Annotated in this window: 20 protein-coding genes; 10 read left to right on the forward strand and 10 right to left on the reverse strand. The window is 44.3% G+C overall.

Going from position 1 to position 17269, the window contains the following annotated elements; genetic code table 11:
• The first annotated feature begins 12 nt into the window (after positions 1 to 12).
• From ACHZC4_RS06635 to ACHZC4_RS06645, 3 genes are all read left to right on the forward strand, one after another.
• Positions 13 to 222, forward strand: coding sequence for a hypothetical protein (locus ACHZC4_RS06635; protein ID WP_394753039.1), 210 nt, complete (start codon positions 13 to 15; stop codon positions 220 to 222).
• A 65-nt stretch (positions 223 to 287) separates the two neighbouring features.
• Entirely contained in the window at positions 288 to 470 is a 183-nt protein-coding gene (locus ACHZC4_RS06640; RefSeq protein ID WP_394753040.1) for a hypothetical protein, read from the forward strand.
• Between the two features lie 3 nt (positions 471 to 473).
• On the forward strand, positions 474 to 677 hold the full coding sequence (locus ACHZC4_RS06645) for a type II toxin-antitoxin system HicB family antitoxin (protein ID WP_394753041.1): 204 nt from the start codon (positions 474 to 476) through the stop codon (positions 675 to 677).
• A gap of 326 nt (positions 678 to 1003) precedes the next feature.
• Here ACHZC4_RS06645 and rpsI read toward each other — a convergent pair whose 3' ends face one another.
• From rpsI to def, 8 genes are all read right to left on the reverse strand, one after another.
• Positions 1004 to 1396: a 30S ribosomal protein S9 gene (gene rpsI, locus ACHZC4_RS06650; protein ID WP_087145985.1), complete on the reverse strand. Its 393-nt coding sequence runs from the start codon at positions 1394 to 1396 to the stop codon at positions 1004 to 1006.
• 14 nt (positions 1397 to 1410) lie between these two features.
• Entirely contained in the window at positions 1411 to 1839 is a 429-nt protein-coding gene (rplM, locus tag ACHZC4_RS06655) for a 50S ribosomal protein L13 (protein ID WP_394753042.1), read from the reverse strand.
• A gap of 115 nt (positions 1840 to 1954) precedes the next feature.
• Positions 1955 to 3316, reverse strand: coding sequence for a sigma-54-dependent transcriptional regulator (locus tag ACHZC4_RS06660; protein WP_394753043.1), 1362 nt, complete (start codon positions 3314 to 3316; stop codon positions 1955 to 1957).
• Positions 3313 to 5481 (reverse strand): ATP-binding protein, encoded by a 2169-nt coding sequence (locus ACHZC4_RS06665; protein ID WP_394753044.1) that lies wholly within the window; start codon positions 5479 to 5481, stop codon positions 3313 to 3315. The genes ACHZC4_RS06660 and ACHZC4_RS06665 overlap by 4 nt, the downstream gene beginning before the upstream one ends.
• Entirely contained in the window at positions 5463 to 6143 is a 681-nt protein-coding gene (locus ACHZC4_RS06670; RefSeq protein WP_394753045.1) for a DUF4390 domain-containing protein, read from the reverse strand. The genes ACHZC4_RS06665 and ACHZC4_RS06670 overlap by 19 nt, the downstream gene beginning before the upstream one ends.
• A 58-nt stretch (positions 6144 to 6201) precedes the next feature.
• On the reverse strand, positions 6202 to 7488 hold the full coding sequence (rsmB, locus tag ACHZC4_RS06675; protein WP_394753046.1) for a 16S rRNA (cytosine(967)-C(5))-methyltransferase RsmB: 1287 nt from the start codon (positions 7486 to 7488) through the stop codon (positions 6202 to 6204).
• Positions 7489 to 7495: 7 nt separating this feature from the next.
• Positions 7496 to 8419 (reverse strand): methionyl-tRNA formyltransferase, encoded by a 924-nt coding sequence (gene fmt, locus ACHZC4_RS06680; RefSeq protein WP_394753047.1) that lies wholly within the window; start codon positions 8417 to 8419, stop codon positions 7496 to 7498.
• Positions 8416 to 8928 (reverse strand): peptide deformylase, encoded by a 513-nt coding sequence (gene def / locus ACHZC4_RS06685; RefSeq protein ID WP_394753048.1) that lies wholly within the window; start codon positions 8926 to 8928, stop codon positions 8416 to 8418. The genes fmt and def overlap by 4 nt, the downstream gene beginning before the upstream one ends.
• 98 nt (positions 8929 to 9026) lie before the next feature.
• Here def and ACHZC4_RS06690 point away from each other — a divergent pair, with 98 nt between their 5' ends.
• From ACHZC4_RS06690 to topA, 4 genes are all read left to right on the forward strand, one after another.
• The gene (locus ACHZC4_RS06690) at positions 9027 to 10154 is read left to right on the forward strand and encodes a LysM peptidoglycan-binding domain-containing protein (RefSeq protein WP_394753049.1); all 1128 of its coding nucleotides are present in this window, start codon (positions 9027 to 9029) and stop codon (positions 10152 to 10154) included.
• A 62-nt stretch (positions 10155 to 10216) separates the two neighbouring features.
• Entirely contained in the window at positions 10217 to 11251 is a 1035-nt protein-coding gene (gene dprA, locus ACHZC4_RS06695) for a DNA-processing protein DprA (RefSeq protein ID WP_394753050.1), read from the forward strand.
• Between the two features lie 15 nt (positions 11252 to 11266).
• A complete protein-coding gene (locus ACHZC4_RS06700) occupies positions 11267 to 11734 on the forward strand; it encodes a DUF494 domain-containing protein (protein WP_394753063.1) in 468 nt (155 codons plus the stop codon).
• A 28-nt stretch (positions 11735 to 11762) separates the two neighbouring features.
• A complete protein-coding gene (topA, locus tag ACHZC4_RS06705) occupies positions 11763 to 14069 on the forward strand; it encodes a type I DNA topoisomerase (RefSeq protein ID WP_394753051.1) in 2307 nt (768 codons plus the stop codon).
• 36 nt (positions 14070 to 14105) lie between these two features.
• Here topA and ACHZC4_RS06710 read toward each other — a convergent pair whose 3' ends face one another.
• Complete coding sequence (locus tag ACHZC4_RS06710; RefSeq protein WP_394753052.1) at positions 14106 to 14531, reverse strand: hypothetical protein; 426 nt, start codon at positions 14529 to 14531, stop codon at positions 14106 to 14108.
• 756 nt (positions 14532 to 15287) lie between these two features.
• Positions 15288 to 15494 carry a hypothetical protein gene (locus ACHZC4_RS06715; RefSeq protein WP_394753053.1) on the reverse strand — a complete coding sequence of 69 codons (207 nt, stop codon included), beginning with the start codon at positions 15492 to 15494 and terminating at the stop codon, positions 15288 to 15290.
• Between the two features lie 308 nt (positions 15495 to 15802).
• On the opposite strand from ACHZC4_RS06715, the gene ACHZC4_RS06720 reads away from it, so the two are divergent.
• The 3 genes from ACHZC4_RS06720 to ACHZC4_RS06730 all read left to right on the forward strand — a co-directional run.
• Positions 15803 to 16396, forward strand: coding sequence for a DUF1819 family protein (locus ACHZC4_RS06720; RefSeq protein ID WP_394753054.1), 594 nt, complete (start codon positions 15803 to 15805; stop codon positions 16394 to 16396).
• Positions 16396 to 16983, forward strand: coding sequence for a DUF1788 domain-containing protein (locus ACHZC4_RS06725; RefSeq protein WP_394753055.1), 588 nt, complete (start codon positions 16396 to 16398; stop codon positions 16981 to 16983). The genes ACHZC4_RS06720 and ACHZC4_RS06725 overlap by 1 nt, the downstream gene beginning before the upstream one ends.
• Positions 16984 to 16999: 16 nt before the next feature.
• Positions 17000 to 17269, forward strand: a 270-nt coding sequence (locus tag ACHZC4_RS06730) for a hypothetical protein (protein WP_394753056.1), incomplete at its 3' end; no start/stop codon positions are given.

A 17269-nucleotide genomic window follows, 5' to 3' on the forward strand; every position in this document is an offset into this window, starting at 1 on the left:
GCGTTATCGTGGATGGGCAATGTTGATGCAACCAAAACCCTGTTAAATTGGGCACGCCAAGCGCCAGATGATGCCGCAGAACAAGCCCAACAATGGATTGGTAGCGCCGCTGGGCGTGATCCTGATTCATCCCTGTTTCTAAAACAAGCGTTGGCGCAAAATAACACCTTCCAAAGTGCCGAAGTTAAAAAAGGCATTTTGCTGGTGATGAGTGAGCGTTAATATAAAATAGTGGCTAGCCACGACAGCTACGACTTAGAAGTAGTTTTTGTGTACAATTGGCGGCTATGAAAAGATTAGAATTATTACAGTATTTAATGCGCAATGGTGCGGTGATATTACGGGAAGGTAGTCGTCACACTATTGTTGAATGCCGTGGACTCAAAACACAAGTGCCTAGACACCGTGAGATTGTCGATGAATTGGCTCGGAAGATTTGCAAAGATTTAGGATTACCTTTTGTGAGATAAATAATGAAATATCGTGCGATGCTAAAACAAGTAGATGGATGGTGGATAGGTTGGCTTATTGATTTACCTGGTGTTAATGCTCAAGAAAAAAGTAAGGAGGCGTGTTTGCAATCCTTACAAATTGGTGCCCAGGATATGTTGTCAACACCGGTTACTTTTGAAGAAAACACCATAATGGCAATTATCGAAATCCCCGAGGCTGCATAACCCGTAAGATGATGAGTTACACGTTGCCAAACACTGTTTGGCAACGTGGTTTTACCACTTTACTGAACAGGCCGTGATGGGCTGATTGGAATAAATCATCATTTACTCCAAAATTGAATGCATCTATTTTGGGAGAAAATTGTGTTAAATCTAACATTACATCACGTTACAAAGCACTGTTTAGTAATGGAGTTTTAATGCCCAAATTAAAGAAGATATTTTGGCGGTTATGAAATGATCACCCTAAACAAAAAAAAGGGCAGCATATAAAAAATGCTGCCCTTTTTTGATATAAAGCGAGACGTAAGCCTCGCGCAAATATAATCTTAACGTTTTGAGTACTGAGGACGCTTTCTGGCTTTATGAAGACCAATTTTCTTGCGTTCTACAATACGCGAATCACGGGTAACAAAGCCCGCTTTTCTAAGTACTGGGCGTAGTGTTTCGTCGTATACCATCAGAGCACGGGTAAGACCGTGGCGAATGGCACCGGCTTGGCCAGAGGGGCCGCCGCCTTTAACAATCACGTTGATGTCGAACTTGCCTTCCATCTCAACGGATTGCAGTGGCTGGCAAGAAACCATCTGGTCAGTTTTGCGACCAAAATATTCCTCAAGAGTCTTCGAGTTAACGGTGATTTTTCCGGTTCCTGTTGTTGCATAAACACGTGCTATTGCACATTTACGACGACCGGTTCCATAATATTGAGTTGCTGCCATTAGAGTCTACTCGCTTATAATTCTAAAACTTTTGGCTGTTGAGCCTGATGATCATGTTCAGGGCCTGCATACACTTTCAATTTCTTGAACATGGCACGTCCTAATGGATTGTTTGGCAACATCCCTTTAATCGCTGTAGTAATAATACGATCAGGAAACGTTTTTCTTAATTTACCCAGGCTTACGGTTTTTAAATTACCGATGTAGCCAGTGTGATGTTGATAAAGTTTATTTTTTTCTTTATTGCCGGTAACGCCAATTTTTTCGGCATTGACGACAATAATGTAATCACCGGTATCAACATGCGGTGTATATTCTGGTTTATGTTTGCCGCGAAGACGAAGTGCAATCTCAGAAGCAAGACGACCTAATGTCTTTCCCTCTGCATCGACTACGTACCAATCGCGCTTAACTTCTTCTGGTTTTGCACTAAATGTTTTCATTCGTTACTTACGTCTTGCTATTAAAGGCTAAATAAATGACCGCCAATCATACTAAATATTGCCCGGTTTTTCAATTTTTATTATAGAGAATCGCAAATAAGTCGCAGTAATTATGTTAAACCTTGATATTTAGCGAGTGTAATTTGCGATAAAGATGGGTACGCTCCATGCCTACGGCTGCGGATAATTTTGCAACACTGCCCCCGGTTTTTTCAAAATGATATTCCAGATAGGCTTTTTCAAAATGATCCCTGGCTTCTTTTAAAGGCAGATTAAAAAAGTCGGGTACGGATGACGATGACATGACATCGCTGGCCACGGTGCCCAAAGCCGCCTTAACTTCTGCTAATTCAATATCTTCACCCACACCCAGGATCATCAGGCGTTGCACCAGATTTTTTAATTCCCGTACATTGCCGCGCCAACTGTAGTTGCGTAAAAAATTTTGTGCCGCCATCGAAAAACGTCGGAAAGCTAATTTTTCGTGGTTGACAAAATAATCGACATAAAAATTGAGCAATCCCGGCACGTCTTCGCTGTGTTCCCGCAGTGGCGGAATGTCGATAATGACTTCGTTAAGCAGGTAAAACAAGTCTTGCCGAAAACGCCGTAAGCGCATTTCTTCTTCCAGGGAAATGCGTGTCGAGGTAATTATTCTGACATCGACCCGTACGGCTTCACTGCCCCCCACGCGTAAAAAAGTGTTGGATTCCAGGGCACTTAACAGGCGTGATTGGGTTTCTTTGTCCATATCGCCTATTTCACCCAGAAATAAGGTGCCTTTATGCGCCCGTTCCAATAGACCGATATGGATTCTACCGTTATCCTCTTTACCAAAAAATTCTACCGCTGAATTTTCGGGGGAAATACTGCCCACGGCGACATCAATAAAGGGACCATCACGGTGAGGGCTGTTGTTATGCAAATAACGGGCGTACATTTCTTTGCCGACCCCTGCTTCACCGGTAAACAGGATACGTGCATCGTGTTGCGCCAGACGCTTGAGATGGTCTTTGATTCTGGCAACAGCGGCGCTTTTGCCAATGGGCTCAATATCGACGATTAGTTGTTGTTTAAGACCAGCATTTTCTATTTGCAGATTGCTGGCTTCAAGGGCTCTTTCGATAATGAGCAGTAGTTTCGCCAGCGACAGCGGCTTTTCAAGAAAATCATAAGCGCCAAGTCGTGTGGCTTCCACAGCGGTTTCTACCGAACCGTGGCCAGACATCATGACTACAGGGCAAAGCAGGGCATCTTCAGCGACCCACTCTTTCAGTAACGTAATGCCATCGGTATCGGGCATCCAGATGTCTAGCAGAATTAAATGCGGAATTTTAGATTCTTTTAATTCGTGTGCCACTCTGGCATTTTCTGCGGCATAAACCTGATAGCCTTCATCTTCAAGGATTTCGCAGACCAGGCTGCGAATGTCGGGTTCATCATCAACAACTAAGATACGGGGTTTTTGTGTGTTCATGGTTTCTCAGATATTTCAAAGTTGCTTGCAGGGAGCTGTATGATAAAGCCGACACCAATGTGGCGTGTAGTATCGACCCATATTGCGCCGCCATGTTGTTCAATTATTTTTTTGACGATGGCGAGCCCTAAACCTGTGCCTTTGGCTTTGCTGGTCACATAAGGTTCAAAAATGGATTCCAGTTGTTCCTCATTAACGCCGTGGCCATCGTCATATAAGCCTATTTCTATAAAATCGGTATTATTTTGTTGCACGCGATGGATGATAATGTCTATTTGACCGTTGCCATCTATCGCCTCCAGCGCATTTTTAATCAGATTATGAAGGACTTGCCGCATACTGATCGGATCGCCTTTGATGATCAGTAAGCCTGTTTGGTCATAATAGGTTTTAAATTTTACACTAGACGGCAAAGTATAGAGTGCTAATACTTCCTGTACCAACGTTGGCAGGTTAATATCAACCGTCTGTTTTTTAGACGGTTTGGCGTACTCGGAGAAATCATCCACCATTTCTTTCATGGCTTCAACTTGTTGGACTATGGTCGCGGTAGATCGTTGCAAAATATCGGCATCCGCAGGATCTAATTTTGAGGCCAGCTTATGTTGCAAACGTTCGGCGGATAATTGTATCGGCGTTAATGGATTTTTGATTTCGTGTGCTAATCGTCTTGCCACTTCACCCCAGGCAGCATTTTTTTGCGCCTGGATTAAATTGGTTACGTCATCAAACACCACCACCGCACCCACGCGTATGCCCAGTTGAGAAAATAACGGCGTGCCACGGCAGAGCAGCTCTTGTCGACCATTGGGGCCTAAAAAAGCGATCCGGTGCTGCCAAATATCATCGGTTTGTACCAATAGGCGCTGAATGGATTTTAGGGGCTCGGCCAGTTCCGAATAAATTTCTGCCACTTCCAACAAGGTTTGGCCAATAAAATGGCTGACGTGGACATGGAAAATCCGGTAGGCGGCCTGATTGGCGGTACGGATTTTATATTCCACGTCGAAACTGATGACGCCAGCGGTTAAATTGGCCAGTATGGTTTCCAGGTAAGCGCGTTGGTTTTCAACGATAAATCCGGCTTGTTTGGTTTCATCGCGCGCCATGGCAATACGGTGCGTCATATCATTAAACGATTCTACCAAAAAGCCCAGGTCATCATGGGTCACCACTGGCAATTGCTGGTCGTAATGGCCTGATGCCACCGCCTGAGTACCTTTAACTAGCTCTTTAACCGGGGCAATAATGTTGCGGATGCTGATAAAAGCCACCCAAATCGCCGCCAGCATGCTCATCAGCAATACCAGCGACAAGGTCAGTGAAAAACTTAATTTGAGCGAGTCGCGTAGAAAATTCATTTCCTGATAGCGCACAAAGGCAAATTCGACCGAATCGGCTAAATCGGCAATGCGTGTGGGGACGGTAAAAAGTGCCTGTAAATAGTAAGGCTCTTGTGCCTTAATTGTCACCATGACACGGATCATCAATTCATTGTCATGGATAGGTGCCAAGGTGACAAACTCACCATTGCGGCGCAGTTGTAGCCAGGCGTGTTCATCAGGCAAGCTGGGTAAAAGATCGCCTGGATTGGTGCTGCTGGAAGCAATGATACGGCCTTGACGTGAAAACAGCGTCATTTCCGATGAGCCAGACTGATCCAGCAAGTTTTCCATTTCAAAAGAAGCCATGCTTTCGGAGGTTTCTTGCAATTTTTCAGCTAATTGCTGGGTTTGTCGTAAGTGCCAGCGCATGCGCTGATCCAGAGAGGTTTGGCTCAATTCCAGCGCATCTTCCATCGCCCGGTCTATTTCCACGTTAAACCAGCTGTCAAAACCTTGATGTAAAAACTGCATGGAAAAATAGAATACGATAATAGCCGGTGCCAGTGCCAGTAATACGAATAGCGAAATCATGCGCGTTGTTAACCGCGATCCCGCCTCGCGTTTTTTTAGCTGTTTAGTCAGTGAGTAAATATTGGCGCAAACCAAGCCCAGCAAGATGACAGAGCCCAAAGCGTTAATGATCAGTAGCCAGGAATACATGGCGCTCAGTTGCGAGGATTCCTGAGTGGCCGAACTCATTAGTTGTAACGACGCCAAAATCAATCCAAACAAGATTAAGATGAACACGTTAACGGGCAATTTCATTTTGTTAGTGACCATGTGCTCCATTCACTGGAAAGATACCACTGCGGATTTAGGTAGGCCATTGTGCGTAACGGTAAGGGCAGGGCATTACGGTTGAACAACACTCGCATTGCGGCACGGTATTGATTTTTTTTAAGATTGATAAAGCCGCTGGAAATAACCGGGAAGTCGCGGATATTTGACATTAAATCCAGGGCCGCGGATAAAGTAGAAAAATTGTATACCTCGCCGCTGCTTTCATTTTTTACCCGATACATGTTCAGCAGGGCATGGTATTGCAAACGATAACGTATTTCCTTTTCGGCCAGCGTTCTGTTCCAAAGCAGGTCGTGTTGTTCCTGGACTTCAACCTGCACAATCCAGAATAAAGGCACACCATTTTGCAAGGCATTTAGGGCTTTTTTACTAAAGTAGTAATTGATTTCAGCAGAGAGCACATAGCTATTGTCCTGCAAGCTTAGGCTGGCTTGTTTGATGGTTGATACCTCATCGGCGGCGTGTAATGATGCCGATAACAGCGATAAAACCAACGCTAAGAAACAACAAATCCATTGATGTAATAAGGTATTTTTTTCACGAAACCGACAAAAAACACGCAAAAAACTCTTGGCGCAAGCAGCGAACCTGATGCATTCAGAGTGCTCAGCCTCTGCAAGGTGTACTTGATAATAGCTCACTTTGAACCCCATTAGCGCGGTCATTTTTTTCGTGCTTTCCGTGGATAATAGCGTTCAGTTACTGTTTTTTGAAGCGGGCATAATAAAAGCCATCCATACCTGATTCGCCACTGATAATTTGTTTGCCAACGGGTCGTATCATGCCCCAATCGGACAAAATTGGCCACTCAATGGCATCTGAGTGTGTGGCTAAAAATGCCGCCGCTTGCTGTTCATTTTCTGACTTAAGTATGGAGCACGTTGCATACAGCAGGGTTCCACCGATAGCGAGCATTGACCACGCGGCTTCGAGCAGGTTTTTTTGTAAGACCTGTAATTGCGCAATATCTTCAACTCTTCGCAGCAATTTAATATCAGGATGACGGCGAATAACGCCCAGTGCCGAGCAAGGGGCATCTAATAAAATACGCTGAAACGGGATATTATCCCACCAATCTTGTGGTGTTGCGGCATCTGCAACTATCTGGGTAGCCTGCAATTGCAAACGCTGCAAGTTTTCGCTAACGCGCACCATTCTGGAGTCATCAATATCAACAGCGATTAATTCTTTTAAATGCGGCTGGCTTTCCAAAATATGCGCGGTTTTGCCGCCTGGCGCAGCGCACAAATCCAATACCCGATCCCCCGTTTGTACATCCAGCAGTTCGGCAGCCAGTTGCGCGGCGCTGTCCTGCACTGAAATTAAGCCTTGTGCAAAGCCGGGTAGTAATTCTACCGCGACAGGTTTATGCAAGATAATGGCGCTTGCGCACTGTGGCGGCGCAGTGCCAGAAATATCGTGTTGGTTCAGTTGCTGTAAGTAATTGTCACGGCTGATTTTTGACAGATTAACCCGCAGGCTCATAGGCGGTTGCAGGTTGTTTTGAGCAAAAATCTGTGCCGATTGTTCAGGCCAGCTTTGGCTAATCTGTTCAATCAGCCAATCAGGGTGGCTGGTTGCCGCTGATAAAGTGTTATCGGCAGCAGCTTCCAGTTCGGTTTGTTTTCTCAGGTAGTTTCTAAGCAGTGCATTGATAAGACCTTTTGCCCAGGCTTTTTTGCCGACCGCTGCCACTGTCTCAGATATTGCCGCATAAGGTTTTACCCGCATAAAGCCCAGTTGATACAGCCCCACCAACGCTAAGGCTTTGATGCTGGTATCTTTTAACGGCTTATCGAGTAATTGGCTGAGAATGAAATCCAGTCGGTAATAATACCGGCACACACCATAACAAATGGCTTGTACAAAAGCGCGATCTTTGCTGGATTCGATGGTTTGCAAAGCTGAGTCCAAGGCCATTGTTAGCGATTGTCCTTCGTCTATTATGGAAGACAAAACTTGTGCAGCAACGCGGCGTGTATTCACTGATTATTCAACCTAATATCAAATCATTAACAGAGTGGGCATTCAGAAAAGCATGAATGGGCAGGCGCTTGCCGCCGGGTAATTGCACTTCTAATATACGCAGCCGACCTTGTCCTGTCGCCACGTCCATCTGCTTGTGTGTGGCGCTAACGGTGCCGGGTGGCTCTTTTGTGTGTGCATCCAAGACTTCGGCTTGCCAAATCCTTAAGACATTACCCTGGTATAGCGTTTGCGCAACTGGCCAGGCATTTAAGCCTCTTATTTTTCGGCCAATATCCTGAGCCGATGTTGACCAGTCTATGACAGCTTCCTGCTTGGATAATTTCTCTGCATAGGTAACTAGCGATTCATCCTGTTTTTCGGGATGTAGCGTAGCGTTTTTTAGCTGTATCAATACCTTGGAAAGGCCAATAGCGCCTAATGTCGATAATTTATCGTGTAAATTACTGGCAGTATCCTGGTTATTTATCGCGTATTCTTCTTTATGCAGCATATCGCCAGCATCAAGTTTAAGCGCCACTTGCATAATGGTGACGCCGGTTTTGTCATCCCCAGCCATGAGTGCCCGTTGAATAGGCGCGGCACCGCGCCAGCGGGGTAACAATGAGCCATGCACATTCAAACAGCCTAATCTGGGCAAATCCAGCACCGTCTGCGGCAATATCATGCCATAAGCGACCACAATAATAAGATCGGCATTAAATGCCGCCAGTTGCCCTAAATCGTCAGGATTTTTTAAAGACAGCGGTTGTAAAACCGGAATATTGGCCTGTAATGCCAGTTCTTTAACAGGGCTAGGCTGTAGTTTTTGGCCTCTGCCGGCAGGGCGATCCGGTTGGGTGTAAACTGCACAGACATCATGCTGGGAATCCAGCAACATTTGCAAGCTGGGTACGGCAAACGCGGGCGTACCCGCAAAAACAATTTTCATGATTTGACTTGATTCAGTTTATGAATTTTTTCCAACTTTGATTTAATGCGTTGTCGTTTTAATGAGGATATATAATCTACAAATAATTTGCCTTCCAGATGATCCAGTTCGTGCTGTATGCAAACCGCCAGTAAATCGCGGGCTTGCAGCTCAAAAGCTTTGCCATCCCTGTCTAATGCTTTTACTGTGATGTGTTCAGCGCGTTTAACTTTTTCGTAAAAGCCAGGCACAGAAAGACAGCCTTCTTCGGATTCTTCAATGCCGTCTTTTTCAATAATTTCCGGATTAATGAAAAACAAAGGCTCATTTTTTTCTTCGCTAATATCGATAACGATGACCCGCTGCTGGACATTGACTTGGGTTGCAGCCAAGCCAACGCCACGCGCCTCATACATGGTTTCCAGCATGTCATCAGCCAGTTTTTTGATGGAATGATCGATTTTATGAACGACCGCCGCTTTTTTACGCAAACGTTCATCAGGAAATTCGAGAATGGTTAAAATAGTCAACGACACTCCTCCGTTAATATAATTGAATACTGGAATTCTAACTGAATTCATCTAAACTTTGAATTCGCACACATTAAAAAGACCTCTCAGGACTCGATATGGCTTTTCCAACACCGATAAGATTACTTGTACCTTTGCTGTTTAGCATGAGCGTTTGGGCAGATGAAATACAGCTTAATCCCAATCATCCAGGCCAATATACCGTTGTTGAAGGCGATACTCTATGGGCTATTTCGGGGCAATTTTTGCAACGCCCTTCGCAATGGCCGGAGCTGTGGAGTTACAATTCCCAAATACGCAACCCGCATCTTATCTATCCTGGCGATACCATATACTTTTCAACGGTTGATGGTAAGCCTCGCCTTAGCTTTTCCAGGGACACACTGCAATACCAATCAGATCAAGCACGTTTTAATGACAACGCGGATTGTGGTATAGAAAATGAAGATATTACCACTGGACGTACTAATTATGCGCTAGCGACCGGAAAATTATCACCGTGTGTTAGGGTAACTGACATTAAGAAAGCGGTTCAGCTTATTGCCACCGATGAAATTGACCAGTTTTTGACGTCTCCGCGCGTAGTCGGCGCTAACGAGCTTAATAGCGCTCCGTACATTGTTGATCTGGCCGGTGAGCATCTTATCGCGGGTACCGGTAATAAGCTTTACGTGCGCGGTATGGTACAGCCAAAAACCATGTCTTACACTATCTACAGACCCGGTGATGCCTATATTCGCCCCGGAAGCAAAGAAATTTTGGGTTACGAAGCTAAATATATCGGCAATGCCAGCTTGCAAGAGGAAGGCAATCCAGCCACTTTAATGATTACTAAAGCCAATAGCGAAATTCGCATCGGCGATAGAATTATGGCCAATATTGAGGAAAATGTCAGTCTCAATTATTTTCCAAGGCCACCCGAACAAACCATAAATTCCAGTATTATTAGCGTGCTAGGAGGGGTTTCGCAAATTGGTCGCTACAATGTGGTGGTGATCGATAGGGGAACAGATGAAGGGCTTTTGCCCGGTCATGAACTGGATATTTACAAGCGCGGTAAAATTGCCCGAGATCCTTACAGCGTAATTAAAAACGATGTCGTCAAGCTGCCTGATGAGTTTGCCGGTACGTTGATGGTGTTCCGTCCCTTTGAGCATATCAGTTACGCCTTGGTGATGAAAGCTTCACAGGCCATACATGTACTTGATAAAGTACAGACCCCCTGAGCACCTTCAACCAGCCTACCGAAGACATCAAATACTGGCTGGCGTTATTACGTACGCCAAGTGTGGGTTGCAAAACTTTTGTTAAGTTGTTGTTAACCCACACACCCGCTCAGTTATTTGAAGAATCTGCCTCATCCCTCAGAGCCTTGCGCTTAAAAAGTGAAAGCATCGAAGCTATTCAAAAACCGGATTGGCCGCGTGTCGATTTGGATTTGCTGTGGTTAGAGGGTAAAAATAACAGTGTTATTACGCTTAATGATGCCAATTACCCCGCCCAACTCAAAGAAATTTTCGATCCACCCCCCCTCCTGTTTGTACGCGGCAAGCCAGAGCTGTTATCATGGCCACAAATAGCGATTGTCGGTAGCCGTAATCCATCGGCTTTAGGTCTTGAGACTGCTTTTGATTTTGCCAAGATACTCAGTCAGTGTGGCTTTGTTATTACCAGCGGCTTGGCGTTAGGCATAGATGCTGCCAGTCATCGGGGGGCGTTAAATGCCCAAGGTTTTACCATTGCTGTTGCAGGCACAGGGCTGGATCGCATTTATCCGGCTAAGCATAAAGATTTGGCGCTTGAGATTGTTAACACCGGCGCCATTATTTCAGAGTTTCCGCCTGGCACTGTTGCCAAAGCCAATCACTTTCCACGGCGTAATCGGATTATCAGTGGTTTATCGCAGGGCTTGTTAGTCGTTGAAGCCGCTAAGGGCAGTGGCTCTTTGATTACCGCACGGATGGCACTGGAACAAAATCGAGAGGTTTTTGCGATTCCAGGCTCAATTCATAACCCATTGGCACGTGGTTGTAACGCACTGATTCGCGAAGGTGCGAAGCTTGTTGAGACCACTGAAGATATTCTTGAAGAATTAAATCATTATAATCATAGGCTTGATAAAATAGTGCCTTTTGCTTTGCAATCAACGCTTGACCTGGAGCAACAAACATTATTGAATCTCATCATGTTTGGTCCAACTTCTGTTGATAGTTTGGTTGAAAATACGGGTGAATCTGTAGAAGTGATCTCATCAATGCTGCTGATTTTGGAGCTGCAAGGTTATATAGAGGCAACCGCTGGTTGTTATATCCGCATAAAATAAGCCGTAATGACTCCTATGAAAGAAAATGTGTTTGATGTCCTGATGTATTTGTTTGAAAACTACATGGAGGATGAAGTGGAAATACTGCCGGACAGTGATGCGGTACGTACCGAATTGCTAGCTGCGGGCTTTGAGCAAATCGAAGTTAATAAAGCCTTTGATTGGCTAGAGTCATTGGGCTTTCAAGGTGCGATTAAACCCACTGTAGCACCGGCTTTTCGTATTTTTTGCGCAGAAGAAGTGGCTAAGCTGGATTTGGAATGCCGGGGCTTTATTATGTTTCTTGAGCAAAACGGTATCCTGAACGCGTGTAACCGGGAAATTGTTATTGATCGAGTGATGGCGTTGGGTAATGAGGAGATATCCATCGAAAAATTAAAATGGATAGTGCTTATGGTGTTATTAAGCCAGCCCGATGAAGAAATTGCTTTTTCCAGAATGGAAGATATTGTTTATGGCCTAGTACCTATTTACTTACACTAACTACTGACCTTCTAGTACTATCGAATAAATGAGTAAAAATCTTGTTATTGTAGAATCACCCGCCAAAGCCAAAACCATTGAGAAATATTTGGGGCCTGATTTTCAGGTTTTAGCTTCTTACGGCCATGTGCGCGACCTTGTTCCCAAAGAGGGCGCTGTGGATCCAAACAATGATTTCGCCATGAAGTATGAAATTATTGATCGCAACCAAAAGCACGTACAGGCTATTACCAAAGCGCTTAAAGGTGCCGATACATTATATCTGGCTACCGATCCTGACAGGGAAGGCGAGGCGATTTCCTGGCATTTGTACGAGCTGCTTAACGAAAAAAATCAGCTAAAAAACAAAACAGTACATCGGGTTGCTTTTCATGAGATCACCAAAAAAGCGGTGACGGAGGCCATTGCACACCCTGAAGAACTGGCTATTAATCTCATCAATGCCCAGCAAGCACGTCGCGCACTGGATTATTTGGTGGGCTTTAATCTGTCGCCGTTACTGTGGAAAAAAATTCGCAGGGGTTTATCGGCAGGTCGCGTACAAAGCCCTGCATTACGCATGATTGTTGAACGTGAGCTTGAAATTGAAGCGTTTAAAACCCGCGAATATTGGACAACTGATGCGTTATTAACGGCGCAAGAGCAAGGTTTTAAAGCCAAGCTTACCCATTACAATGGCGAAAAACTCAATCAGTTTAGTCTTAACACCCAGGATTTAGCAGAAGAAGCCAAGCAAACGCTCTTGCATGCCGCCGATGGCCAGTTGTTGGTTAGCGAGCTGGAAAAAAAGCAGCAAAAACGCAATCCTGCGCCACCTTTTATCACCTCTACGTTGCAGCAGGAAGCCTCGCGTAAACTCGGCTTTACGACTAAACGTACCATGATGGTCGCCCAGCAATTGTACGAAGGTATTGATATTGGCGGCGAAACTGCTGGCCTCATTACTTATATGCGTACCGATTCGGTAAACTTGTCTGCTGATGCCGTAACAGAAATGCGGACATTAATAGCGGAGATTTATGGCGCGAATAACGTACCCAAAGAGCCTCGGCAATTTAAAACCAAATCTAAAAATGCCCAAGAAGCCCATGAGGCGATTCGACCGACTTATCCGCGTCATCTGCCTAGTCAGCTCAAAGATTATTTAACCGTTGAGCAGTTTAAACTGTATGAACTGATTTGGAAGCGCACGATTGCTTGCCAAATGATACATGCGACTTTGGATATGGTAGCTGTGGATTTAAGTTGTGACGGCGAAAAACATATTTTTAGGGCAACGGGATCTACCATTGCTATTCCTGGATTTATGACGGTGTATCTGGAAGGTAAGGATGATACCAATGAATCTGATGATAAAGAGAACCTGTTGCCGTTTATGGAAGAGGGTCGTCCGGTTACGCTGCTGGACATTACCAGTACGCAGCATTTTACCGAACCACCACCCCGTTATGGCGAAGCTAGTTTAGTCAAGTCTTTGGAAGAGCATGGCATAGGTCGGCCTTCAACGTATGCGTCGATTATTTCTACCTTACAAAACCGTGAATACGTAACGCTGGAAACCAAGCGTTTTTATCCAACAGATGTCGGTAGAATCGTTAACAAATTTTTGACCGAGCATTTTACCAAGTACGTCGATTACGATTTTACCGCCAATTTAGAAGATGAGCTGGATGCGGTTTCTCGAGGAGAAAAAGACTGGATTCCTTTAATGCACGAGTTCTGGACACCCTTTACCACGCTGATTCATGAAAAAGAAGCCAGTGTTCAGCGAAAAGATGTTACGCAAGAAGTCATTGATGAAAAATGTCCTGAATGCGCGAGTCCGTTATCAATACGTTTGGGTAGGAATGGTCGCTTTATAGGCTGCACACATTATCCTGAATGCTCGTATACTCGAAATTTAAATGACGATGCTAATGCAACCGAAGAGCCGGAAGTTTTAGAGGGTCGAACCTGTCCAAGCTGTGGATCGCCGTTGGTTTTTAAAATGGGACGCTATGGTAAATTTATAGGCTGTAGCGGATATCCTCAATGTAAGCATATCGAACCATTAGAAAAGCCACAAGATACGAATGTCGAATGCCCACAGTGTAAAAAAGGTAAGATTCTTAAACGTAAGTCACGCAATGGAAAAATATTTTATTCTTGCTCGGAATATCCGAAATGTAGTTATGCTTTGTGGGATGCCCCTATAAAGGAAAATTGCCCAGAATGCGATTGGCCTATTTTGACAGTAAAAGAAACTAAAAAACGCGGTACAGAAAAGGTGTGCCCACAAAAAGACTGCAAATATGCAACGCCTTATGAAGGTGAGCTTGCGCATATAAATAGCTAAGTTGTCAGTCAGCATCGAAAAGGGACTAAATAACTTTTACTGAGTAGTGACCATCCAAATCCAAAATAGCAGATAAAACAGCGAGGTGTTTATTGTAGGTTGCCGGTGCTTGTGATTTTTCGGCTTGAGAGTGTCGCGGATAAGTTCCGGTGTAATATCGGAAAGTAAGGTTTTGCCTAAGCGTTGCCCCCACCATAAAACTAATCGTACACGGTCATGGTCTTTGCCAGTCCACCAGCGCATGTATTCATCAGCTAAGCGAGTGAATTTTATAGCGCAGGGCTTAATGCCTTTGGCTTCGTATTCCTGGGCATTCAAAACAGCACGATTACCCCGGGTACGGGCATCTTGCTTGGGTCTGAATGTTTTGGTTTTGATTCCCTTACCAGATTTGGTAAGAATTGTGCGGTAACGGGTTTCGCCGTTTTTTAGGTCAACTTTGATAATGTGGAAATTCAGCATCTGCGTATCCTCAATTTTGAGGGTAAAAACAAGACTACTATTAAAATCACTGTAGTCGATGGTTTTAGTACACAGTTACTAAAGCTTTTTTAGCCTTAAAAAGACATTTAATTCAACAAGTTAATTGGTGGGTCGCATGCGATTCGAACGCATGACCATCGCATTAAAAGTGCTGTTGTTTTATATAACATATTGAATTAATTGGATTAAAATAAATAGCTCTCACGTTGCCATGCCTATTTGTGTATATCCTTGCATATTCTGTTTACCCAATTTTTACCCGCCTATTTTCTTAGTTGTGCGACTCAAAACTCAGAGTGGCCAATGGATTTATTGGCAGAATTTATTTGTTAACATGTCATAAGGTGTTTTCCCGTAGGAATTACAATGAGGGCGGTGAAGATCATAGCCGTTTCCCATTCCGCCAATTTTACTGATAAATCGAAATCATTCCTGCACCCTAGCAGCGTTAAAACTCCTGTTCACCGGTTAGGGCGGGTGCTCTACGTTGTCCCCTTAAGCAGGGTACTCCCCGCACCCTAACACATGTCACATTATCACTGTTTTGTCAATGAACTCTATTTCATAAAAATGCGGGTCTCGACCGTGATATGGAATAGCCGTAAATTTGACATTCTTTCAATTCTTTATGAGTGCAACATTTTAAATGAAAGAAGTAAAATTCCTCCTTTAAAACCGATTGATTTTTAATCTCGTGGGTTTAATTCCACCGCTGCTTGCGGCGGGGTAGTTTATTCAAAAACTTTCGGCTAAATTTGTGAATGGGCAAAAAGCCATCAATAGAGCATTTTTTGTTTCCAGATTACTTTTGGCCTGTGCCTCTGTATATTCAGTAGGATTTAAATCAAGCAAATAACTGGATAAGCACTGCAAAATATATCCAGATATTTTCAATAATTTTCTGGATAAAACAGTTCTGGCCTGAACTTTAGTAGTGCTCATTTCAAGTCTGCCGAAGACAGGAAGAGCCAGATAAATGTAGTGCTTGCCTGATGTGCAGCATTAGCCAATAATGGCTTAATACTTAAGCCACCTTCGTTTCTCATGACGATTCAGTTTAACCCGAACACTATAAACGTTGTTAACTCTGACACCTACCGGCATGGTTTAACAAATCAAACTTAGATTTTCATTGCATCAATAAGCGAAGCCGTGATCTGTCTAGTTTGCATTCAGAGTTTCCAAACTGCCTCTTAGGAAAGAACTACAAAATGGATGTGATTTAAATAATTACACACTATGGTTAAACTGTGACCCCTTTTTATAATGCGGAAATTGCTGCTGGCTCACTTATGCCTCTTGAGAGTCGCAGTATTGCCGCTTTCTTATTGACCCATCCTGATGATAAGGCATGGAAACGAGCGTTAATTAATGACAATATCTTGCAAAAGAAAGCACCTGCCACTGCTATACGTCTGGCCAGTTTGATTAGGAAACGTCTGAATACCCTTGATGCTACCGCCTTAGAAATGGTTGCTCAGCGTGAACAAGAGGTCGTTATTCACTTATTACTGGTTGCAGCGGTTAAACATAGCCAACTATTAGCCGATTTTATTAAGAATGTTTACATCGAACACCAGCGCCGAATGGACTTGGCGCTTTCTCCTGGTGATTGGGAATGTTTTTTAACCGAATGCAGGCATAGGGATTCAATAGTGAGCCAATGGTCAGTATCAACACAGGCTAAACTATTTCAAGTCATCTTACGCATCCTCACTGAAGCCAAATACCTTGAAAGCACACGCAGCATGAAACTTACTCCGCAATCTTTACACCCCGATGTTCGGCGCTATTTGTCAGGTCATGGAGACTCGGCATTAATAGAACTTTTGGAGCGTGCTTAATGGCATTGTCTTTCGAGGAACGGCTCAATCAAATTCTGCCTAAAATAAGTTCTGATGAATTCCTGAACAGTAAAGGCCTAGGCAACGAAATCGGTTTCTGGATTTTCGATTACCCACCCGAACGGGAAATGGAGATGCGGGATTTTCTGACCCAAACGGTTCTCCCCAGCCTGAATAAATCACAACCACCTATCCGCGCAGGGGCCATCAATTTATTTGACTTGGTAATCCAATTACTTCAGGAACGACAACTGCTCGATAAGGCTATCGACATGCAACAGGCAAAAGGTGATGAAGCCGTCATGGCGGCTTTACGGCCGGTGCTTAAAGAAGATAAATTGGCTCAAAAAGTAGTTACCCTGGTTGATCTCGATAACATTGATCTACTTATTCTTTGGGGTGTCGGTAGTGCCTATCCTATGCTTAGAACCCACACCCTGCTATCTGCGCTACATCCGTTAATGGGCAGGACGCCATTGCTGATGTTTTATCCAGGCCGTTATGACGGCTATTCGTTGCGCCTGTTTAACAAATTATCCGAAGATCATTACTACCGCGCCTTCAGGTTGATACCTGAAGTGCAATAATCGAGAAGAAAACCACATGGAAATAAGGGAGCTGTTCATCAAGCCTATTGACCGCCCAATCAATGGTGTCATCAAGGCCGACCAACTGGATGCTGAAAGTATCTGGCAGGAATTGGAAGAGTACGTTGTCACCAAACAGCTCACCGAATATTTTCGGAAGTTTTTCGATGCTTATCTGGCCGCCGCTGAACAGCCCAAAGACTCGACTATTACGGCACGTATGGGCGTTTGGGTATCCGGATTTTTCGGCTCAGGAAAATCACATTACATCAAAATACTATCCTAC

Source organism: Crenothrix sp. (assembly GCF_043729335.1).
GTDB lineage: Bacteria > Pseudomonadota > Gammaproteobacteria > Methylococcales > Methylomonadaceae > Crenothrix.